Genomic DNA, 22,811 nt, shown 5'->3' on the forward strand with positions numbered 1-22,811 from the left:
GCGCGCGGTGGTTGCGATAGATGACAGTCCGTTAGGATTCCTGATCGATGATCGCCTTGAGCCGCTCGCCCATTTGCGCGAACGTACGCAATTCTCGATTCGCGATTTGCACGTAGCGCTCGCGCAATTCGTCGAGCTTGGGACCGATGCCCGCATCGATGCGCTCGAGCACACTCTGTTCGAAGCCTTTCTCGTCGCACGAAAGTGCCCAATCGCCCAGCTCGTTTTCAGCGAAGAGTTGATCGATGCGGCTGTCCATCGATACACCGACGACGGGCACTCGATTGGCGATCGACATCACGGAGGCGTGATAGCGCGTCGTTACGTTCCATTGGGCATGCTCCAGCGTCGCCACCACCGCATCGAGCGAATGCTCGCCGCGCGCGACGACCGGCGCGTCGAACGGCAATAGCGCCGCGATTTCTTCGCATGCCGCTCGATCGAGGCGCTCCATGGCGACGAAGACAGGTGCATACCCCCTGCGTTTCAAACCCTCGGCAATGGCCGCGAAGCTGCGCTTGTAGGCGGCGTAGCGTGCTGCACGAAGATCGTCCCACGTGTGAAAGCTCAAGGGCCCATAGCGCAGCGGCGATTGCGCGCCGGCGACGTCGAGTTCGAGCGCGCGACGCACGTTCGTCTGCACGGGCCACCAGAACGGATTGTTCGGGCAGAGCACGGCATGGCGCGCCGGCAACGGCGGGCACGATCCTGGAGCCGCTCGAAAGCGCCAGGCGGTGTCGGCGCCTGGCGCGGCCGTCACACCCAACGTTCGCAGCCGCTCGCCCGCCCCACGGCTGCGACAAACGATGTCGACACCGTCGGCGGTTTGGGTGGCGAAGCGCGTCAATCGCTCGGTCATCGCGCCGGCATCGACGCCGTATGCGCAAGCGATGCGTCCATGCGCCGCCGCCAAACCGACGCCGCCGATCAGCAGCGCGGCAAGCGCATCGGAAAATTTCGACGTGTACGTCGAGCCTTCGACGTTGAGCACGACGTCGAAATCATCCATCGCTTCGGACAGCGCGTCGGGAAAATAATCGCTGCGCGGCGTGAAGACACGAACGGAACGCAATGCCGGGTGATCGAGCAGGCCGCCGAGCGCGAACACGGTCAACTCGAGTCGCCGATCGGCGAACAGCGAGCGCAACTGGCGGATCGTCTCGATCGTTCGCAGATCGGCGCCCGTGTTGCCTGCGCCGGTGTATCCGAGCAATAACACGCGCAACGGTGCCTTGCGGTCACGTGCACGCTCGCGCTCGCGCGAACGCGCGCGCGCCGCCTCGATCAGCACGTGAAAATCATCGAGCAGGACGGCGTCCGGATCGACCGCGCACAAAAAGCGGCGCTGACGGTCTCGCTTCGCCGCGGCGCCGTCGCCCGCATCCATGGAACCTGCTTGGCCTGCCGCGCAGGCTGTGTCGATGGCATTCAATCGCGTACTCCTCGTGTTGTCGTCATGCCCGGCACTGCGCGGTTGCGGCTATAAGTCAGCCAGCATCACTTCGAGACATTGCAGTCCGCTGAATGCCGAATCGGACGGCACGGCTGCTTCGACGATCGTGACGCTGTCATGCCGCGCCGCGCGATCGAGTGCCGTACGCAACGACTCTCGGCTCTGCGCGCGTTCGAAACGCAGTTCGAATGCGGCAGCCAGGTGTCCGATATCGAATTGGTAAGGATTCCTAATTGCCGTTTTGTACTCGGGCCGGCGCGCGAGCGGCAGGAAATCGAAAATCGCCCCGCCGGAATTGTTGATGACGCAAACGCAAGCAGGACGTCGATGCCGCTGCAAATTCGCGAGCGCGGGCAAATCGTGCAGAAAGGCCAAGTCGCCCAACACCAGCAAGCCGGGCGCATCGAGCGCGACGGCTTCGCCGAGAAAGGTGCCCAGCGTACCGTCGATCCCCCATACGCCTCGGTTCGAGAAGGCCGGTCGGCCGCTCGTGCGCGTTTCGTAAAAGAGATCGGCGTGACGGATCGGCATCGAGTTGCCGAAGTGGACGAAGTCGAAACCGTCGTGGGAGAAAATCTCGCGGGCAGCCGGCAACTCCCCCCACGACAGCACATCGGCCACACCGCGGCGTCGCGTCGCGACGAGGTCGGCCGCGCGACGCCAGCACGCCAGCCAATGCTTATCGCCGGGCCCGAGCACATCGGCCAACGCGTCGAGTTGCGCGGCACTCGGTGCGACGAGCGGTGCGAACGACCGATGGAGATAGTCGCGTTCGAGCGCGGTGCGGCTGACGCGAATCGTCGAGCACGGGTGTTCGAGCAGATAGTTCTGCACGCCAGGCATGACAGGCGCGAAGCCGAACCGAATCACGAGTTCGGGCACCTCGCGCGGCCGCGCGCTGCGCGCGCTGAGCGCATCATAGCCGCTCATCACGGACGGCACGCCCATGCTTCGCATGCCGCTCGCCGCATCCGCGAATACGGGGAAGCCGGTGCGCGCGGCGAAACGTGCGAGCGCATTGGGCGCGATACCGCACTCGGGTCCGGCCACGATGATGCCTCTCATGCCCGCACGCAAGTGCAGTGCGCCGACCAGCTCGGCGATGTCGTTCGCCGCGGGCGCTGCCGATGGGTGGAAAAGAGCCGGCCGTCTGGCTTCTCGTAGCGCGGTGGGGGATATCGCGCATGGCTCCGTCGAGTCATAGCGGCCGGCGAAAGGGATATTGAGCTGTACCGGGCCCGGCCGTGCACCGGTGGACGAAGCGAGCACTTCGACGACGCGCTTGCGCAGATCCACGAATGCCTGCGCATCGTCGATCGGATCGGGCAAATCGACGCTCGCGCGAACGAATGCCCGGCATGCCCCGACGTGATCGATCATTTGACCGAAACCGCTGCCGCGCAGCGTGCGCGGGCGATCGCAAGTGACAAGCACGAGCGGCAGCGCGCATTCGTCGGCCTCCGTCAGCGCGGGCACGAGATTGGCGACCGCAGAACCGGAGGTCGTGACGATCATGGCCGGTTCCCCCGTCGCCTTGATCATGCCCAGTGCCGTATAGGCTCCCGTGCGCTCATCGGTGCTCACGACCACGTCGGAGAACGACGTACGCTCGCGCACCGTCAACGCCATGGCGGCCGAACGAGCGCCCGGACACAGAACGACTCGACGCACGCCCGCGGCATCGATGGCGGCGAGCACGCACTCCAGCCACAACTGGTTCAGATTGGCTACGACCGTCGTCGCATTGCCGGCGCAGTCGTCGGAGGTCTCGAGGCAGATTGCATCCATCGTCGGTAGCTCCTGTTCAGCGGCCGAGTGTCGCGTAATCGGAGAGAAACACGGTAACGACGCGCTGCGCCGGCTCCCCGTATTCGCAGGCTTCACCGCTCGCGCGGGCAGTGTGATGTTCGCTCGCCGCTCGCGGCGAATCGGCGGATTCGTGCTCGCGCCGTTCCTCCGCGATCTTGCGCTCCATGATCCGGCGCGCGCGCACGCCCGCGGCATCGATCGAAAGCATGACGGGGCGCGCAGCCCAGAAGTCGCCGTCGCCGAGCGCGCGCTGCTGGGCTTCGAGCATCGGCAGATCCTCTTGCTTGAACGGCGTCATCAACCCGTGCACGGCGTATTCGACGAGCGCTCGCGCCGCTTCGCCCATCGCCTTGGGCAGACCGAACGCGAAGAAGTAGTGTGTCGACGCCTCCGTTTCCGGCGTGAGGAAGTGCCCCGAGAACGACACGCGGCCATACTCGGGCGGCAGGCCCGCCGGCGCGACGCCGACCTCGATCGACATCAGCCCCGGTGCATCCCACCGAACGTTCAGCCGGCGATCGACGGCCATCCCCGCCGGCACGCCGAACGCGCCGCCGACGAACTCGTGCAAGCGCTCGCCGCGGCATACGCGACGCGACCAGACCGTGTCGCCGATTTCCTCGAACGTCGCCGCGCCTTGGGCGGCCATCTCGTCGCTGCCGAGCGTTTCCGGGTGCAAGAATTGAAAGTGGCTCAGATCGAGCAGATTGTCGGCGCTCAACTGGTAGTGCGCCTTTGTCAGCAAATAGCCGCAACTCGTCTCGTTCTCGCGCTCGTCGAGATAATCGAACGACGGCAGCGCTGCGATTTGCGCGCGTTCGGGCTCGCCCATCCAAATCCAGACAGCCCCATAGCGCTCTGCGAGCGGATAGCTCGCCACTCGGGCCCCCGACGGAATGCGGCCATCGCCGTGCGGGTTGTGCACGCATCGACCGGTTCGATCGAAACGCAGGCCGTGATAAGGACATTCGATCGCATCGCCACGCACCTTGCCGCCCGACAGTGGCGCGAACCGATGCGGGCACTGATTCGCCAGCGCGACGCCTTGGCCTTGCGAGTCGCGAAACAGGACGATCGATTCGCCGAGCAACGTCCGCTGCAGCGGCGGGCCGCCGCTCAACTCGCGGCTCCACGCCGCAACGTACCAGGCGTTTCTCAAGAAAGGCATCGGTGATCCCCCGTCGTTTTCGTCATCGAATATCGAGCCCGCCGCGCGCAAGCGTCGGCGCTTCGAGGCGTTCGAAATGAGTCTAACGATGGGTTTGCCCGCGAGCGTCCCGCGCAGCGAAGCGCTCGCCTATGATGCGAAGCGCGCAAGATGATCTACTGGACCATCCCGTATAGCGCACGAACGGGCATCGGCGCTACACTCGGATATACCTCGCCCCCGGAGCGCCATCATGACCGATATCGATCCCGAGCGGACCTTCCGCGGGCTTCCGCTCACCCCGGAACAAGACGCCGAGATCCGGCATTACATCAAGGTGCGCAAGCAGCACGGGAAGCCCTGGGACACGCCCGAGCTCGCGGCCATGTTGCGCGACATGCTCGAGCCGCCGGGCGAGGAGGACGTGGAAAACGACTTCGACACCGATTTCGGTGTGACACGCACCGCGGCCGAGCGCGCGCAGTTTTCGGTCGAGGATGAAACGAATCCGATCGAAGCCTCTGAGGAATGGCATGCCGCAATCGAATCGGAAACGATGAAAAGGCTCGATCATTGAATCACGTGCCGGCGCCGGCACGTTCGGCCCCTAAAAGGAACGCGAAACGTGCCGGCCCCGCTCAACGGCCGTTACTTCGGCTGCGCGACGGTGCGCAGATACGGCTTGAGCGTCTTGAACCCTTGCGGGTACTTCTTCTTGGCGTCTTCGTCCGAAACCGACGTCGGGATGATGACGTCGTCGCCCGGATGCCAGTCCGCCGGCGTCGCAAGGCCATGCCCGGCGTTCACCTGCAAGGCGTCGACCAAGCGCAGCACTTCGTCGAAGCTGCGGCCCGCGCTCATCGGATAGATGAGCATCGCCTTCACCTTCTTGTCCGGCCCGACGATAAACACCGACCGAATCGTGGCATTGTCGTTCGCCGTGCGCGTACCGCCGCTCGCGTTCGGGTGAATCATGTCGTAAAGCTTGGACACGACCAGTTCGTCATCGCCGATGACCGGGAAATTGACGGCATGCCCTTGCGTCTCCGCGATGTCGCCAACCCACTTTTTGTGATCGCTGACGGGATCGACGCTCAGGCCGATGACCTTCGCCTTACGCTTGTCGAACTCGGGCTTCAAGCGCGCCACCGTGCCGAGTTCGGTCGTGCACACGGGCGTGAAATCCTTCGGATGCGAAAACAGGACGGCCCAGTTGTCGCCGATCCATTCATGGAACTTGATCGTGCCTTCTGTGGTTTCAGCAGTGAAATCGGGCGCGACGTCGCCGATGCGGATGGTCATATCAAACCTCCTCGATAAGGAACGTTGGCAAGCACGGAATCCGCGCGGCACGCTATTGCGCATAAGCGCGCCCGCGGTATGAGATGAAGATGCGGCTCCGAATTATAGACCCCGATGGCGCACCTCATCCGCCAAACACGCACCGAACCGGACATCGGCGCGCCGAACGAGTGCGGCGCGTTCGACACTCTGCACTGCTGCAGTGCGGCACGATGCCCCATCCTCGCCTTCGCGCCACCTTCCGACTCCAGCAAATCACCGCCCGTAAAGGGTCTTGCGCACATGGCATGCCCCTTGCATAGACATCGCCCGTACCCGGCAATGGCGTCGGGATGCATGCAACGCAACGCGATCGCGAGATAAGGGTCGAGCCGTTCGTCCCGACGCTGCGCCATCGCACACGCTTCAAGGACAACGGCGTCCCTCGTGCACGGGCACGAGCGGACGCCGTTTTCGTTGACGCATGCCAAGTGGCTGGTTTTGTCTACCTGTCGTGCAATGACGCTGCGACCTCAACGGTTCAAGGAGTAACACACGATGAACGCGCCCCGACTCGTCGTAATCGGCAACGGCATGGCCGGTATCCGTACGATCGAAGAGCTGCTCGCGCTCGCACCGAATCAGTACGAGATCACCGTCTTCGGCGCCGAGCCCCATCCGAACTACAACCGGATCCTGCTCTCGCCCGTGCTCGCCGGCGAGCAGACGTTCAAGGACATCGTGCTCAATCCGCTCGAATGGTACGAGCAGAACGGCATTGCCCTGCATCTGGGCAAGTCGGTCTCGCGCATCGATCGCAAGCGGCGGATCGTGATGGCCGACGACGGCACCGAAGCGCCCTACGATCGCCTGCTCATCGCCACGGGGTCCCAACCGTTCATCCTGCCCGTGCCCGGCGCCAACCTCAAAGGCGTCATCACCTATCGCGACATCCACGATACGCAAGCGATGATCGACGCGGCCGAGGTCAAACGCCGCGCGGTCGTGATCGGCGGCGGGCTGCTCGGGCTCGAAGCGGCCAACGGCTTGAAGCTGCGCGGCATGGACGTGACCGTCGTGCATTTGGCATCGACGCTGCTCGAACGCCAGCTCGACGCGAACGCGGGGCGCCTGCTGCAGCGCTCGCTCGAGGCGCGCGGCCTTAACTTCATGCTGTCTAAAGCGACGACGGAAATCGTCGGCAACGATGCCGGCGAAGTCGCCGCCGTGCGCTTCAAAGATGGCGACGAAATCGAAACCGATCTCGTCGTCATGGCTGCCGGCATCCGCCCCAATACCACGCTCGCCGAATCGGCCGGGCTTCATTGCGATCGCGGCATCGTCGTCAACGACACGCTGCAAACCTACGATCCGCGCGTCTACGCCGTCGGCGAGTGCGTCAGCCATCGCGGCGTCGCATACGGTCTCGTTGCCCCGCTGTTCGAGCAAGCCAAGGTCTGTGCGAACCACCTGGCACTGATGGGTATCGGCAGCTACAAGGGCTCGGTGCTGTCGACCAAGCTCAAGGTCACCGGCATCGATCTATTCTCGGCCGGCGATTTCATCGGCGGGGAAAACACCGAGCAGATCGTGCTGTCCGATCCTGCCGGCGGCGTCTACAAGAAACTCGTCATCGAGGACGATCGCTTGGTCGGCGCATGCTTATACGGCGACACCGCCGACGGCGCCTGGTATTTCAAGCTGCTGCGCGAAGGCCGCAAGCTCGGCGAGTTGCGCGATCGCCTCATGTTCGGCGAATCGAGCATCGGCGATGGCGGCGTGCAAGGCCATAATCGCGCAGCCTCCCTCGCGGACGCCGACGAAGTCTGCGGCTGCAATGGCGTGTGCAAAGGCACGATCGTCAAGGCCATCACCGAAAAGGGTCTCTTCACGCTCGACGAAGTCAAGAAGCACACGAAGGCCGCGAGCTCATGCGGCTCGTGTTCGGGCCTCGTCGAGCAAATCTTGATGAGCACGGTCGGCACGAGCTTCCAGGAAACGCCGAAGACCAAGGCCATTTGCGGCTGCACGGATCGTTCGCACGACGAAGTGCGCAAGGCCGTGCGCGAACACAAATTGCTGACGCATCGCGCGGTCTTCGACTTTCTCGAGTGGCGCACGCCGAACGGCTGCGCCACGTGCCGCCCCGCCATCAATTACTACTTGGTTTCGACTTGGCCGCACGAGGCCGTCGACGATCCGCAAAGCCGTTTCGTCAATGAGCGCGTGCACGCGAACATTCAAAAGGACAACACGTATTCGGTCGTGCCTCAAATGAAAGGCGGCGTGACCACGCCCGCTGAACTGCGGCGCATCGCCGACGTGGCGGACAAGTATCGGATTCCGATGGTCAAAGTCACGGGCGGTCAGCGCATCGATTTGCTCGGTGTGAAGAAGGAAGACCTCGTCGACGTATGGAAAGACCTCGGCATGAACTCGGGCCATGCGTACGGCAAGTCGATTCGTACCGTGAAAACGTGCGTCGGTAGCGAGTTCTGCCGCTTCGGCACGCAAAACAGCACGCAAATGGGCATCGATCTCGAGACGATGCTCGCGAACATGTGGTCGCCGCACAAGGTCAAGCTCGCCGTCTCCGGTTGCCCGCGCAATTGCGCCGAGGCCGGCATCAAGGACGTCGGCGTGATCGCCGTCGACAGCGGCTGGGAGCTGTACGTCGGCGGCAACGGCGGCATCAAGACGGAAGTCGCGCAGTTTCTCGTGAAGGTCAAGACGGCCGATGAAGTGAAGGAGTACTCGGGGGCGTTCCTGCAGCTCTACCGTGAGGAAGCGCATTACCTCGATCGCACGGTTCACTACATCGCACGCGTGGGGCTCGATTACGTCAAGCGCAAGATCGTCGACGACGCGGCGAGCCGCCACGCGCTCTATGAACGCTTGCTCTACTCGCTCGAGGGGCTGCCCGATCCGTGGCAAGCGCGCATCGACGGGCACAACGAGCGTGAATACATCCCGCTCAAAGTCATCGCTTGAGGACAAAGATCATATGGATATGCAAACCTCCGCTACGTGGACGCACGTTTGCAGCGTCTCCGACATTCCGCGGCTGGGCAGCCGCGTCGTCAAGCGCGCAGACGGCGACGTCGCATTGTTTCGTACTGCTAACGATGAAGTTTTCGCGCTGCACGATCACTGCCCGCACAAAGGCGGCGCACTGTCTCAGGGCATCGTGCACGGCAAGACGGTCACGTGCCCGCTCCATAGCTGGAACATCGCGCTCGAAACCGGCGAAGCGTGCGCGCCCGATGAAGGCTGCACGCTGCGCTTTGCCGTGAAGGTCGACGGCGAGGCCGTGTTCGTCAGCTTCGCGTGACGAGGGCGGGGGCGCGATGAAGACCGTCACGCGTTCGACGTGTTGCTACTGCGGCGTTGGCTGCGGTGTGCTGATCGAAGCGGAAGATGGCCGCGTGACGGGTATTGCAGGCGACCCCGATCATCCGTCCAACTTCGGCCGGCTCTGCACGAAGGGGCGAACGCTGCCGTTGACGGCAGCGTCCGACGCCGGCCGTGCGCTGCGCCCCGAAATCCGGCTCGCACGCGAGTCCGAGCGCGAGCCGACCGATTGGTCGCACGCGCTCGACTACGTCGCGACGCGCTTTGCCGACATCATCGAGCGCGACGGCCCCGATGCCGTTGCGTTCTATATTTCGGGGCAGCTCCTCACGGAGGACTACTACGTCTTCAACAAACTCGCGAAGGGCTTGATCCGCACGAACAACATCGACACGAATTCGCGCCTGTGCATGTCGAGCGCGGTCACGGCCTACAAGAAATCGCTCGGCGCCGACGGACCACCAACGTGCTACGAAGATCTCGAGCTCGCGCGCACCGTGCTGTTCGCGGGCAGCAACATGCCGTACGCCCACCCCATCCTGTTTCGGCGTCTCGAAGAAGCGAAGGCGAAGAACCCCGACGTCAAATGGATCGTCGTCGATCCGCGCCGTACCGATGTTGCCGCGCTCGCCGATCTGCACCTCGCGATTACGCCGGGCACCGATGTGGCGCTGTTCAACGGCATGCTGCATCACATGATTTGGGAAGGCTCGATCGATCCGGCATTCGTCGCGGCACATACGAGCGGATTCGACGAGCTCAAAGCGCTCGTACGCGGCTACACGCCGCGCATGGCCGCGGAGATTTGCGGCATCGCCGAGAGCGATTTGCTGCAGGCGGCCGAATGGTTCGCCGAGAGCGATGCGGCCTTATCGCTCTATTGCATGGGGCTCAACCAGTCGAGCCACGGCACCGACAAGAATCTTGCCCTCATCAACTTGCACCTCGCAACGGGGCAGATCGGCAAGCCGGGCGCGGGACCGTTTTCGTTGACGGGTCAGCCGAACGCGATGGGCGGACGCGAGGTCGGCGGCATGGCGACGATGCTCGCCGCGCATCGCGACATCGGCAACGCCGACCATCGCGCGCAAGTCGAAGCGTTATGGGGCGTGAGCGGATTGTCCGCGCGCGCCGGGCTGCCGGCGGTCGATATGTTCGATGCCGTTGCCGAGGGAAAGATCAAAGCGATCTGGATCGCCTGCACGAACCCGGTCCATTCGATGCCCAACATCGAACGCGTGCGCAAGGCGTTGCGCGCGGCGCAGTTCGTCGTCGTGCAAGAGGCATTCACGCAGACGGATACCGTGCCCTATGCCGACGTGCTGCTGCCCGCGGCCAGTTGGGGGGAAAAGGCCGGCACCGTCACGAACTCCGAGCGGCGCATCTCGCGCGTGCGCGCCGCCGTCGAGCCACCCGGCGATGCACGTCCCGACTGGTGGATCGCCAACGAATTCGCACGCAGGCTCGAAGCGCGATTGTCGGCGAATGACCTCGGCGATGGATGTCCCACGTTATTTCCTTTCGTGTCCCCGCAGGATGTGTTCGACGAACACCGGACACTCACCGTCGGACGCGATCTCGACATCGGCGGGCTCTCCTACGCGCGGCTCGAGGACGACGGCCCGCAGCAATGGCCGTTTCCGGCCGGCGCCGCAACGGGTGCCGCCCGCCGCTACACCGACGGCCAATTCGCCACGGCCGATGGCCGCGCACGTTTTCATGCGCCGCGCTACCTGTCCGTCGCCGAACCCGCCGATGCGCGCTATCCGTTCCGCCTGCTGACGGGGCGGCTGCGCGATCAATGGCATGGAATGAGCCGCACGGGGCGCTCCGGCAGTCTTTTCAACCATGCCCCCGAAGCCGCCTTGTCGATGCGCCGAGAAGATGCGTCGCGCCGCGGACTCAAGGACGGCGACCTCGTCACGGTGACGAGCCGCCGCGGCCGGCTAGTACTGCCGCTCGAAACCAGCGACGATCTCTCTTCCGGCACCGTATTCGCACCGATGCATTGGAGCGGCCAGTTCCTCGCGAGCGGCGGCATCAACGAAGCGACGATCGGCGCCGTCGACCCCGATTCGGCACAGCCCGAACTCAAACATGCGGCCGTGCGCATCGAAGCGGCGAAGCTGCCGTGGCGGCTCGTCGCCGCCCGGCGCGGGGACGCGCTCACGCTGCGTGCAGCCGTGCAGCCGCTGCTCGCCGAACGCCGCTATGCCTCGATCCGCGTCGAAGCCGATGATCTCGTCGTCGTCACAGCAGCCGATCTCGTAGCCGACCCGCAATGGACCGAACGCCTGCACGATGCGTTAGGATTGGCGCGTGGCGACGATCTGCTCGAGTACCGCGACGCGCGGCGGAACTTGGCGCAGCGCGTCGCCTGGCGCGACGAGTTCGTCGACGGGTTCCTGCTGACCGGTGATACGAGCTCGGCGGCGGCGCTGGTCGAACACATGCGCACGGCCTCGCCGTGGCAGGGCCCGCGACACGCCATCGTCTTGCTCGGCAGCGATACGCCCGCGCACGCGCGAGCGCCGCGTGCGCGCGTCGTCTGCAACTGCAAGCAGGTGACGCAATCGCAGATCGAGCAGGCGATCGCCAAGGGCGCCGCGCTGGACGAATTGAAGTCGACGCTCGGCTGCGGCACCGTCTGCGGCTCGTGCGTCCCCGAAATCAAGCGATTGCTGAGCACGACGACACCCGCCTAGATGCTGCGTATTTTGCTTGTCACCGATACCGACAAACCGATCGGCGAGCTGCGCGAGGCCCTCGCGCGCCTCGGCTACGAAATGCTGCCCGAGGCTGCCGCACCGCATGCGTTGACGAAGGTCGTCGAGCGCGAACGGCCCGACGTCGTCATCATCGATACCGAATCGCCCTCGCGCGACACGCTCGAACATCTGGCCGTCATGAACGAGACGGCGCCGCGTCCCGTCGTGATGTTCAGCCACGATGCCAATCAGCAGTTGATCCGCGCGGCCGTCGATGCCGGTGTCACCGCCTACTTGGCCGAAGGCCTCGCGGCGGACAAACTCGCGCCGATCCTCGAGGTCGCGCTCGCGCGCTTCGCGCACGAGGAAAAGCTGCGCCAACGTTTGGCCAAGGCCGAAACCGAACTCGAAGACCGTAAGACGATCGATCGCGCAAAGCGGCTGTTGATGGAGCGAGGCAAACTTTCCGAACACGACGCGTATGCAACGTTGCGCAAACGCGCAATGGATGCCGGCGTGCGCCTGGCCGAAATCGCACGCCGCGTGCTTGAGGCCACCGACTCATCGAGGTAGCAAGGCAATGGACATCGCAACGCCGACCGACGACGCTCCTGAGAAAACGCATCTGCGCATCGGCTACGTCGCGCTCTCCGATGCCGCACCGCTGATCGCAGCCAAGGTGCTCGAGTTCGGACATCGTCACGGGCTCACGCTCGAACTGTGCCTGCAACCGTCGTGGGCAGCCGTGCGCGACAAGCTGCTCTCAGGCCAAATCGATTGCGCGCACGCGCTGTACGGCCTCGTGTACGGCATCGACCTCGGCATCGGCGGGCCGCGCGACGAGATGGCCATTCTGATGGTGCTCAATCGCAATGGACAAGCTATTACGCTATCGACGCAGCTTGCCCGCGCGCTCGACACGCAAGGCGATCTAAAAAGGGCACTGGCCACGCTCGGACGACCACCCATCTTCGCGCAGACGTTTCCGACGGGCACGCATGCGCTCTGGCTCTACTATTGGCTCGCCGCGCACGGGGTGCACCCGCGCGACGATATCGAAAGCGTCGTCATCCCGCCGCCGCAAATGGTCGATGCGCTAGCGCGCGGCACGCTCGACGGATTTTGCGCCGGCGAGCCGTGGCATGCCGTGGCCGAAGCGCGCGGCGCCGGCGAGACCATCGTCGCCACGAGCGAGATTTGGCCGAACCATCCCGAGAAAGTGCTCGCGTGCCGCCGCGAATTCGTCGATCGCTATCCCGCTACGGCGCGCGCGCTCGTCCGCGCGATGCTCGAAGCATGCAGATGGGTCGATGCGCCCGTGCATCGAGACGAGATTTCATCTTGGCTGGCTCAACCCGAAGCGCTCGATGTGCCGCGCGAACTGATCGCGTCGCGGCTCACGGGTCGTGAAGGTGGCAAGCGCTACACGCACGCGCCGCTGCCCGTGGCATTTTTCGATGGCGGTACCGTCAACTATCCACGCGTGGCCGAGGGACGCTGGTTCCTCGCCCAATATCGCCGCTGGGGGCTGCTAAGCGAATCCGATGTTCCCGCGATGCGTGACGAAGCCATTGCCGCTCGCGTCAATCAAACGACGCTCTATCGAGAAGCGGCTGCGCTAGTCGACGTGCCGTTGCCCGCGACTGACGAAACCTACGTCGACATCTTCTGCGACGGCGCCGCTTGGCGCTGAGACCCGCGCTGAGACTCGCGCTATAACCTGCTCCAAGACCTCGAGCCCCAATTCAGTCGAGCAGCCCGCGCCGAAGCGCGACGGCCGTCGTCCCGCCGTCCCGCCATCTCCCATTCCTTATACGGAAGATTTGCGGTTTCGCTACAACGGTCCCGCTGCCTACGATGGCGCGTTTATATCACATTGACATATAATCGCCGGCTCTCGAGGCGACGGTGCGACCGTTCGCCGCTCTTTCAACATGTCATCCGAAGAAAACCGCCGTGCCTAGCCAAGCCGTGTTGCGCTGGTTCGCCAGCTTCGCCCCGCATCCGATTGCCGTCTCGTGGCGCGAGCGCTTGCGCGCCTGTCTCGGCGCGCTATTGGGCATCGCGGCGATGGGCGCATCGGTGCATTGGCTGCTCGGCCCGCAAGCGCAAGTCCCGTATCTGATCGCGCCAATGGGCGCATCGGCCGTGCTGCTGTTCGGCGTACCCGCCAGCCCGCTCGCACAACCGTGGTCGTTCGTCGGCGGCAATCTCGTTGCGGCGACGCTCGGCGTGCTCACTGCAATGTGGGTCGGCAATCCCATCGCCGCTTCGGCAATCGCACTCGCCGCCTCCATCGGCGTCATGTTCGCGCTGCGCTGCATTCACCCGCCGTCGGGCGCGGTCGCGTTGACGGCGGTACTCGGCGGCCCGGCCATTCACGCGCTCGGCCTGCGCTTCGTCATCGAGCCCGTCGCCCTGCAGTCGGTCGTGCTGCTCGCATCGGCCGTCATCTATCACACCGTTACCGGCCATCGCTATCCGCACGTCAGCCGCCCCGCCGCGCAAACGGCACCCGGCGCAGCCGGCGTGACGCGCGCCGATCTCGAGGCCATCGTGCGCGAACGAGGCGAATTGATCGACGTCGCCTCCGACGACCTCGAATCGCTCGTGCAAGAAGCGCAGTTGCTCGCCTATGCACGCAGCTTCAGCGAACTGACGTGCGCCGGCATCATGTCGCGCAACGCCGTCAGCGTATCGAGCGAAACATCGGCCGCCGCCGCTTGGCGACTGATCGAACGCCATCGCATCAAAGCGCTGCCCGTCGTCGACGAAACAAAACGCGTCGTCGGGATCGTCACGCGCACCGATTTCGTCGGACGCACCACGTTCGGGCTGCGCGGCCCCCGCGGCAAGCGCTGGTCGTTCCGGCGCAATGCGAGCGAAGCATACCGCGTCGACGACTTGATGACACCGAACGTGCGCACCGTCGATCCGACCTTGCCCGTCGCCGAACTCATTCCGGTATTCGCTCATTACGGACACCATCACATTCCCGTCGTGGACGATGCTCGTCGGTTGATCGGCATGATCACGCAATCGGATTTGATCGGTGGGCTGCATCGGCAAACGCAGACGCGCCAGCTCCGAACGGCGTAAGCAAGGAAACCGGGCGTGGCCGCGCTTCGGGGTCTGCGGCAGCACACCGATGCGGCGCTACTTTCGAAAGGCTCGATGTAAATCATTGCGCGCCAATATATATCACAACGTGATATTATTTTGGGCTTCGCACTTGCCTTCGACCATGATGAAAACGTCCGCAGCCCGCGCGCTCGCCAAAGGCGATTTCGAGCAACTATCGGAGTTCCGCTATCAGATGCGGCGCTTCGAACGCTTTTCCGAGCGCGCCGCGCAAGGTGAAGGCATCACGCCGTTGCAATACCTGTTGCTGCTGCACGTGAAGGGGTATCCCGGCGGCGAATGTCCAACGATCGGCGAATTGGCCGAGCGTCTGCAAGCGCAGCATCACGGCGTCGTCGCACTGGTTTCGCGCTGCGAAGCGCTCGAACTCGTGAAGCGCAAGGCGAGCGAAACCGATCGGCGGCAGGTGGAAGTCCATCTGCAAAAAGCCGGCGAAGCGGTATTGGCAAGGCTGGCGGAGCTGCACCGCGCGGAGCTGAAGTCGCTCCAAGGCGCGTTCAGTGTGCCGCAAATCGATTTGTGACTTAGGTAAATTTATGAGCACCGAACACCTCGACCCAAACAAACGGGACTTCTCCGCCAACGCGCGGTTACCCGGCATCTGCGCCTTGGCCGCCGTCATCGGCGTCCTCGGCACGGTAGCGGCCATCGTGCTGCTCAAACTCATCTACCTGTTCACGAACGTGTTCTTCTTCGGCACGTTCTCGCTCGCGAACCATTCGCCTGCCGATAACAAGCTCGGTTTTTGGGTGGTACTCATCCCCGCGCTCGGCGGGCTCATCGTCGGCCTGATCGCCCGCTTCGGTTCGGACAAGATCCGCGGCCACGGCATCCCCGAAGCCATCGAAGCCATCTTGTTCGGCAAGAGCCGCATGTCGCCGAAAGTGGCCATCCTCAAGCCGCTTTCGTCGGGCATCGTGATCGGCAGCGGCGGGCCGTTCGGCGCGGAAGGTCCGATCATCATGACGGGCGGCGCGCTCGGCTCATTGCTCGCGCAGTGCGTGAAGGTCACGGCGGCCGAACGTAAGACGCTGCTCGTCGCCGGCGCGGCGGCCGGTATGACAGCCGTATTCGGCACGCCCGTGGCGGCAGTGCTGCTCGCCGTCGAGTTGCTGCTGTTCGAATGGCGCCCGCGCAGCTTCCTGCCCGTTGCGCTCGCGTGCGCGGTCGCCGGCTTCATGCGTGCGCAGTGGTTCGGCGTGGGCCCGCTGTTTCCGCTCGAGACTGCGCCCCCGGGCACGATCTCGCTTATCTCGTGCTTGATTCTTGGCGTTGCCAGCGGCGCACTCGCTTCGGGATTGTCGGTTTCCCTCTACGCCACCGAAGATCTGTTCGCCAAGTTGCCGGTGCACTGGATGTGGTGGCCCGCGATCGGCGGCCTCGCGATCGGCCTCGGCGGCCTGATCGAGCCGCGCGTGCTCGGCGTCGGATACGACGTCATCGGCGATTTGCTGCACGGGCAACTTGCGGTGAAGGTGGCCGTCGCGATTCTCGTCGTGAAGGCGATCATTTGGGTCATCGCGTTGGGTTCCGGTACGTCGGGCGGTGTCCTCGCACCGTTGCTGATGCTGGGCGCAGGCTTGGGTATCGTGATGGGCCCCATCTTGCCGGGTCATGAGGCCGCATTGTGGCCGCTCGTTGCGATGTCGGCTACGCTCGGCGCCACGCTCGGCGCGCCGCTGACGGCAATCGTCTTCGCATTCGGCCTCACGCACGATGCCAACGCGCTACTGCCATTGCTGACGGCAACGCTCGTCGCTCACGGGTTCACGACGGTCGTCATGCGGCGCTCGATCATGACCGAGAAGATCGCGCGGCGCGGCTATCACATCTATCGCGAGTACGGCGTCGATCCGCTCGAACGCCACCATGTGGATGAAGTGATGACGCGCGAGGTACTGACCATCGATGCCGAGCTGCCGCTGCTCGAAGCGCTCACGACGTTCTTCGGCCCGAATCAAGCGCATCGCGCCTACCCTGTCGTGCGCGGCGAACGGATCGTCGGCATTACCGATCGCGCAAGCCTCGCCTCGTTGACCGACGCACACGGCGGCTCGGGCGCAGACATGACGATCGGCGATGCGCTCGCGGCCCATCCAGTCACCGTCGCCTTGCCGGGCGAAACGTGTCGGCTCGTGGCCGCACGGCTTGCCGTCCATGGTCTCGAGCGTATGCCGGTCGTGGCCGACCGCGAATCGATGAAGCTCATCGGCATCGTCTCACGCAGCGACCTCGTCAATCCGTCGCGCACGCACTTCGAAGAAGAACAGAAGCGGGAACGTTTCCGTCGCATCTCTTGGCGACCCGCCAAGCACCGCAATGGAGCGTAACGGCTAACGATCGCACGGCGCAGCGCCGGTCGGTATTACTTGACCCGCGACGCGCCCTGCGCTGCGGTACTCGAGGGGCTCGTCACAGGACGATCGCCCCTTTTTCATGCGTGACGCGCGCATGACTTCCGTCGGATTGTTCGCGCCCCTCCCCTGCGCGCACAGTGCACCTTGACCGCCGGCCATCGCCGGCCTCATCGGTTCACGCACGAGGACGATCGTCATGCGCCTGCCTGGGTCCCCTATCCGCCCGCGCGCGAGCGCGCCGCCGGCCGCATCCGCCGCATCTGCCGTTATAGGCGACACACTCGACGCGCAGCTTCGCAACGAATGCGACGCCATGGCGCGTTTTGCACTCCGTCACGGGCTGCCGATCGCACCGGACGCCATCGCTGAACTCGCGCGGTTGATCGCACATGCCGATACGGCCGAGCCCGGGCCGATCGACGACGAGCGCGATGCGCGCCGCACGCTGGCGGCGATCCACGGCAAACTAGCGGCCGTGATCGCACCGGCCACGCCTCACGCCGTGCTGCTGCTCGATGGGCATTATCGCGGCCGGCATCGACTCGCATGGCTCGGCCCCGTTCCGCTGATCCGCTGGCTCAGCGTCGCTGCGATCACGTTTCTCGTCGCCGTCATCGCAACAGGACTCTCGCCCGACGTCTCGGCGAAAAACATCGAGCAAGGGTTTCTCGACTCGAGCGGCGCAAGTCTGCTCTGGAACACGTTGTTCCTTATCTTCTGCGCAGGGCTCGGCGCCTCGTTCGCCGCACTCTTTCAAGCCCATCGCTACATTGCGAACGCCACCTACGATCCGCGCTACGACGCATCGTACGGCGCCCGTTTGATTCTCGGCGTCATCGCCGGATTGATCCTCGTCGAGATGCTGCCGCGCGATCTGTTCGCGAGCGGCGGCATGCGCAGCTTCGGCAAGCCCGCGCTCGCGATGTTGGGCGGCTTCTCGGCCACGGCCGTGCATCGTCTGTTGCAGCGTCTCGTCGATACGCTCGACGCCCTCGTCAAGGGCGATCCCGCAAGCGGCATTCAAGCCATGCGCGATGCCGAGCGCGCCCAGACCGCGCATGCTCGTACGCAGATGCAAAGCGAGATCGCGGCAAGCCTCGTCGAACTTCAGCAAGCGCTAGACGATACGTCTTCGACCGAAGACGTCAAGCGACGCCTCGCCGCCCTGACCCGCACGATGCTCGGTGCCGATGCGATCCGCCCCGCAAGCACCGCCGCGCCGCCTTCGAGTTCGTCATCGTCCTTTGACGCCGGCGCACGATGACGAACCGAGCAGATATCAACGTCGACGTCAATCGGCCCCCACCCACGCCACGCGCTGCTGCGGGGCTGGCCGCGCCGATTCGGCCGGCACGCGGCGCGCGAGCCACAGGGCAGCCTCCGTCCGATTGCTGACACCGATCTGGCGAAAGAGCGCATAGAGGTGGTTCTTGATCGTGCCCTCCGCGACGTTGAGCGCCCTGCAGATCTGCTTGTTCGACTTACCTTCCGCAAGCAACCTCAACACCTCGAGTTGACGCGGTGTCAATCGATCGAGCCGTCGCTCCCCGCCCCCCGTGCGCGACGATGGCTCGCCGTCGTCGCAATATCGCGACGGTACATAGATCGCGCCGGACGCCACTTGCTTGAGCGCCTGTGCGAATTCGTCGGCTGTCGCATGGCGTTCCACGACCCCCGCCGCCCCCGCGAGCAACGCGTCCGCAATCGCATGCCGTCCTCCGGTGCGCACGACGAACAACCAAGGCACCGCCCCGAATACTTCGGGCAACACCTTCGGCCAGCCGACGCGTGCCGCCTCGTCATCCCATTCGAGCGTGACGGCATCGATACCCTCTCCCAGTAATTCCCGGTGCACCCGATAAACGTCCTCGGGATTTTCCGCGGGCCATACTTTCCAATTCTTATCGAGCTTGAGCAGAGCATCGGCCACTCCGGCTACGAATAACGGCAGACTGTCGATCATCAGGACGTTCATTTATGCGCTTCCCTCGGTAGCGAGATGTTTTATTAACGACGCCTAACACATCTCATTCGGTTGCTTTTTACCGCCGTTTTCTTCGGGGCGCACTAGCACCGAAGCTCCATGACCGACGTTCTAATCCTAAAGGCCCGGGGCCGCGCGGCCCAGCGCAGCGCATTGGTCCTGTGTCTCCGGCCATGACCAGCGGCCTCTTCGTTCATCTACTGGAACCCCGTAATCTGAACTTCGACAGCGTAACTACGCTGCGCCATTTCTGACACGGAGGGCTTTTTCTTATGGAAGCGAATTTTATCGGGTCGGTGATCAACGCATTGCCGATGGACCAAATGATTGCGGGCCCGCTGAAGGCGATGATTACGGCGCAAACGCAAGCGGCGAAAAGCTACGCCGACTTTTTGATGCAGGTCTGCATTCAAGACGGCAAAGCAGTTGCCGTACAGTTCGATTACGACGAATCGCTCGTCGATGAAAACGGCGTCTCGAAGGGCGTCATGCAAAAGACGATGCGCATTCCGCTCCTGGCCGCCATCGTCCACCCGATCATCGCGATCGAAGAAGGCACGATCGACTTCGAACTCGAAATCACGCAGTCGGAGAAATCGTCGTCGTCGACCGAAGCCGGCGGCGAATTCCAGGCCAAGCTCGGCTGGGGGCCGGTCAGCGTCAGCATCTCGGGGCGAGTGTCGCACAAGTCCGAGCAAACGCGCAGCACCGATACCCGCGCGAAATACTCGATCCATACCCAAGTGCGTCGCCAGCCGCCGCCCGAAGCGCTCATGCGCGTCATCGATTTTTTGACCGATGCCGCCACCAAGCCCGTCGTGACCGAAGACAAATCGAAGAACGTGAAGGCGCTCCCGCCCACGCCGACCGACGGCACGCTGGTCGGTCAGAAGAGCAACGCGGCGGCGCCGGGCACGACGCCCGTGGCGAACGCGCAGCCGCAACCCGCGACGACGCCGTGAGACGCATGACACAGCCGACCAGAGATCGACATGTTCAAGCTCTTTAAGCGCCGGCGCGCGGCCGCCGAGCCCGCGCCTTCGGATGCGCAAGGACCTGCGCCGGCTCGCCCTGCCGACGACGACGCCTCGTGGCAAAAGTGGGACGGCGCTGCGTCTCCGATGAAAGAGCCGAGCCCTCTCGCGCCCGGCGACCCATCCGGCTCGCCACCGCCGACGCCCCCAACGCCGCCCGACCCGCCGCCACCGCCGGCACAACCGCCGCCGAGCGCACCGGCACCGCGCGGCCTGGCGCTCGACGAAATCGCTCGCGGCATGCAGCACGCGGCTGCCTCCGCCAACCAACTACTTGCTCAGCAGTACACGCGCGTCCTCGATACGTTCTTCGATTCGGACGGCAACGGCCTGTTGACCGCCCGTTCGGTCGACGTCGAACTCGACGCCGAGCACACGATGCCGGTGCCGCTCGTCGCGCTGGCCACGCCGCGCGGGCTTGCGCTGGAGAAGATGGTCGTGCACCTGACCGTGCGCGGCGATTTCGCCGAAGCGATGCCGGTCGACGGCGGCGACCACCGCGCGCGCTTTCACGTCACGCTCGCGCCGCCGTCCAAACGTGCGGGCGACGCAGGATCGCGCGAACGCGATACCGAGCACATCGACATCGAAATGCACTTCACGGCGCTCGATCCGCCCGACGCCATCATGCGCGTCATCGACGAGTACACGCACCGGCTCGTTCCGCGTCCGAAGCGGGGCAACCGTACCGACGAGGAGAAGACTCATGCTTGAACATCCCGAGCACACCGGCCCGGACGGCATCGACCTGATCAAACGCTTCGAAGGGCTGCGCCTGAGGCGTTATCTCGATGCCGTCGGCAAGCCGACGATCGGCTATGGCCATCTGATCTTGTCGAACGAAAAATTCGACGCACCGCTCACGGCAGCCGGCGCGCAGAGCCTGCTAAAAAAAGATTTGCGCAAGCACGAGCTCGCACTACGCAAGCTCGTACGAATCGCGATCACGCAGCAGCAGTTCGACGCGCTGATGGCGTTCGTCTTCAACCTGGGCCCCGGTCGTTTGCAGTCATCGACACTACTGCGTTGCCTGAACGCCGGGCAATTCCAACGCGCCGCCGATCAATTTCTCGTATGGAACAAAGCGGGCGGCAAGCCGCTCGCGGGTCTCACGAGGCGCCGCGAAGCCGAGCGCAAGCTGTTTCTCTCGTGACGCTTTCGTCACCGCTCACGAGCCGAAACCATCGAGGCGCGCACCGTGCCGCTCGTCATAGAACGGACATCCGGTGAAAAGACCTGTGGCATATGCCGCATTTAGCGCTCACCCAGCTTCTCGTACGCTACCGAAACCGATGCAGCTCCGGCACACCCAGATAGATAGGAATCCTAAATGAAAAATTCAACGGAACAACGCCGATCGACTTTACCGTATCCCGTTGCAAGTTCCGCTCGTCTCGAAGCCGTTCGCCACGCGCAGGCAGCCTGCGACGCGCGTCGCGCAACTGCCGGAGCGATACGGCGCATCGCGTGCGCCGCCGCGATCGGCTTCGCCCTCGTCGCGATCGCGACGGGGGCCGCTCGTGCGCAAGAGGCCACTGTCGCGCCGTTGCGGGGCTATGGCGCAGACCTGTCTCGTACCTCGGTTTCAGGCCTGTCCTCGGGTGCATTCATGGCGGCGCAATTCGACGTCGCTTACTCGGGCGAATTGATCGGCGCGGGCATCGTCGCCGGTGGCGAGTTCTATTGCGCGGGCGCGGCAGGCGTCAAACCGCTGTCGCTTGCGGCCGTCACCTCGTGCATGCAGCCGATCGGCCCCGCGCCGAAAGCGGAAATCGCACTCAAGGATGCACGACAATTCGCGGCCGAAGGCGTCATCGACGAGACCGCCAATCTGACGCGCCAGCGCATTTATTTGTTTAGTGGTGCTAAGGATTCGGTCGTCTTCACGAAAGTCGTCGATCAAGCCGAACGCTTTTTCGAACTGGCCGGCGTGCCGAAGCAAAGTATCGACTACGAGAAGTTGTCGAACGCCGGACACGCATTGCTGACGAACCGCACCGAAGACATCGCCTGCGACTCCAACGCGGGGCCTTACATCAACAACTGCGGCATCGAGCAGTCGCACCAAATCCTGCGATGGATCTACGGCACGCCCGGCGTTGAGCTCCATGCGGCGGACGAAAAAGCGACGGGCGAGCTGATCGCGTTCGATCAAAGCGAGTTCGATCCCGAGCGTCGCGCATCGCTGGCGCGCGACGGCTATGTCTATGTTCCGACAAGCTGCCGAACGGGGGGCTGCGCCATTCACGTCGTTTTCCACGGTTGCCTGCAAAACGCACACAAGGTCGGCTTGCGATTCGTTCGCGATACCGGCTACAACGAATTCGCCGACACGAACAAGATCATCGTGCTCTATCCGCAAATCGCGTCGCCCGAGCGCGGGTCGCCGAGCAACCCGCTGCAATGCTGGGACTTCTGGGGCTATACGAGCGACGACGCGAGCCACCCCGATTTTTACACGCGCAAGGCACCGCAAATGGCGGCAGTCATGAAAATGATCGAGCGCCTGCACGCCTCGCCCCGCTAAGCCCCCTCTCGATAAGGAC

The 22,811-nt window shown here is 64.2% G+C and carries 19 protein-coding genes; 14 read left to right on the forward strand and 5 right to left on the reverse strand.

The annotated features are described in order from the left end of the window. Positions 1-31 precede the first annotated feature (31 nt). The 3 genes from J3485_RS23510 to J3485_RS23520 are packed head-to-tail and all read right to left on the reverse strand — an operon-like array spanning position 32 to position 4,430. Positions 32-1,432, reverse strand: coding sequence for a polysaccharide pyruvyl transferase family protein (locus J3485_RS23510; protein ID WP_206956713.1), 1,401 nt, complete (start codon positions 1,430-1,432; stop codon positions 32-34). A 48-nt stretch (positions 1,433-1,480) separates the two neighbouring features. Next, positions 1,481-3,241 carry a 2-succinyl-5-enolpyruvyl-6-hydroxy-3-cyclohexene-1-carboxylic-acid synthase gene (menD, locus tag J3485_RS23515; protein WP_206956714.1) on the reverse strand — a complete coding sequence of 587 codons (1,761 nt, stop codon included), beginning with the start codon at positions 3,239-3,241 and terminating at the stop codon, positions 1,481-1,483. 16 nt (positions 3,242-3,257) lie between these two features. Beyond that, a complete protein-coding gene (locus tag J3485_RS23520; protein ID WP_206956715.1) occupies positions 3,258-4,430 on the reverse strand; it encodes an aromatic ring-hydroxylating dioxygenase subunit alpha in 1,173 nt (390 codons plus the stop codon). Positions 4,431-4,662: 232 nt separating this feature from the next. Between J3485_RS23520 and J3485_RS23525 the strand changes: the two genes are divergently transcribed. Beyond that, the gene (locus J3485_RS23525; protein WP_206956716.1) at positions 4,663-4,986 is read left to right on the forward strand and encodes a hypothetical protein; all 324 of its coding nucleotides are present in this window, start codon (positions 4,663-4,665) and stop codon (positions 4,984-4,986) included. A gap of 71 nt (positions 4,987-5,057) precedes the next feature. Here the strand turns inward: J3485_RS23525 and J3485_RS23530 are convergent, their stop codons facing one another. Next, positions 5,058-5,711, reverse strand: a complete 654-nt coding sequence (locus tag J3485_RS23530) for a peroxiredoxin (RefSeq protein ID WP_206956717.1) — start codon at positions 5,709-5,711, stop codon at positions 5,058-5,060. A gap of 537 nt (positions 5,712-6,248) precedes the next feature. Between J3485_RS23530 and nirB the strand changes: the two genes are divergently transcribed. The 9 genes from nirB (at position 6,249) to J3485_RS23575 (ending at position 18,511) form a co-directional block, all read left to right on the forward strand. Beyond that, a complete protein-coding gene (gene nirB / locus J3485_RS23535) occupies positions 6,249-8,681 on the forward strand; it encodes a nitrite reductase large subunit NirB (RefSeq protein ID WP_206956718.1) in 2,433 nt (810 codons plus the stop codon). Positions 8,682-8,700: 19 nt separating this feature from the next. Beyond that, positions 8,701-9,021 carry a nitrite reductase small subunit NirD gene (gene nirD / locus J3485_RS23540; RefSeq protein ID WP_206956719.1) on the forward strand — a complete coding sequence of 107 codons (321 nt, stop codon included), beginning with the start codon at positions 8,701-8,703 and terminating at the stop codon, positions 9,019-9,021. 16 nt (positions 9,022-9,037) lie between these two features. Further along, entirely contained in the window at positions 9,038-11,746 is a 2,709-nt protein-coding gene (locus J3485_RS23545) for a nitrate reductase (RefSeq protein ID WP_206956720.1), read from the forward strand. Continuing rightward, positions 11,747-12,322, forward strand: coding sequence for an ANTAR domain-containing response regulator (locus J3485_RS23550; RefSeq protein WP_206956721.1), 576 nt, complete (start codon positions 11,747-11,749; stop codon positions 12,320-12,322). A 7-nt stretch (positions 12,323-12,329) separates the two neighbouring features. Then, on the forward strand, positions 12,330-13,442 hold the full coding sequence (locus J3485_RS23555; protein ID WP_206956722.1) for a CmpA/NrtA family ABC transporter substrate-binding protein: 1,113 nt from the start codon (positions 12,330-12,332) through the stop codon (positions 13,440-13,442). A gap of 263 nt (positions 13,443-13,705) precedes the next feature. Next, the gene (locus J3485_RS23560; RefSeq protein WP_206956723.1) at positions 13,706-14,848 is read left to right on the forward strand and encodes an HPP family protein; all 1,143 of its coding nucleotides are present in this window, start codon (positions 13,706-13,708) and stop codon (positions 14,846-14,848) included. Positions 14,849-14,996: 148 nt separating this feature from the next. Beyond that, positions 14,997-15,413, forward strand: coding sequence for a MarR family winged helix-turn-helix transcriptional regulator (locus J3485_RS23565; protein ID WP_206956724.1), 417 nt, complete (start codon positions 14,997-14,999; stop codon positions 15,411-15,413). Positions 15,414-15,426: 13 nt separating this feature from the next. Continuing rightward, entirely contained in the window at positions 15,427-17,220 is a 1,794-nt protein-coding gene (locus J3485_RS23570; RefSeq protein WP_206956725.1) for a chloride channel protein, read from the forward strand. 340 nt (positions 17,221-17,560) lie between these two features. Then, entirely contained in the window at positions 17,561-18,511 is a 951-nt protein-coding gene (locus J3485_RS23575) for a hypothetical protein (protein WP_242538904.1), read from the forward strand. A 27-nt stretch (positions 18,512-18,538) separates the two neighbouring features. On the opposite strand, the gene J3485_RS23580 is transcribed toward J3485_RS23575, so the two are convergent. Next, a complete protein-coding gene (locus J3485_RS23580) occupies positions 18,539-19,222 on the reverse strand; it encodes a helix-turn-helix transcriptional regulator (protein WP_206956727.1) in 684 nt (227 codons plus the stop codon). Between the two features lie 281 nt (positions 19,223-19,503). Between J3485_RS23580 and J3485_RS23585 the strand changes: the two genes are divergently transcribed. From J3485_RS23585 to J3485_RS23600, 4 genes are all read left to right on the forward strand, one after another. Further along, a complete protein-coding gene (locus tag J3485_RS23585; protein WP_206956728.1) occupies positions 19,504-20,193 on the forward strand; it encodes a DUF2589 domain-containing protein in 690 nt (229 codons plus the stop codon). A 30-nt stretch (positions 20,194-20,223) separates the two neighbouring features. Next, entirely contained in the window at positions 20,224-20,979 is a 756-nt protein-coding gene (locus J3485_RS23590; protein ID WP_242538905.1) for a DUF2589 domain-containing protein, read from the forward strand. Next, on the forward strand, positions 20,972-21,418 hold the full coding sequence (locus J3485_RS23595; protein ID WP_206956729.1) for a lysozyme: 447 nt from the start codon (positions 20,972-20,974) through the stop codon (positions 21,416-21,418). Before J3485_RS23590 ends, J3485_RS23595 begins: the two co-directional genes overlap by 8 nt. Before the next feature lie 177 nt (positions 21,419-21,595). Further along, complete coding sequence (locus J3485_RS23600; protein WP_206956730.1) at positions 21,596-22,792, forward strand: extracellular catalytic domain type 2 short-chain-length polyhydroxyalkanoate depolymerase; 1,197 nt, start codon at positions 21,596-21,598, stop codon at positions 22,790-22,792. Positions 22,793-22,811 lie beyond the last annotated feature (19 nt).

Source organism: Trinickia acidisoli (genome assembly GCF_017315725.1).
Lineage (GTDB): Bacteria > Pseudomonadota > Gammaproteobacteria > Burkholderiales > Burkholderiaceae > Trinickia > Trinickia acidisoli.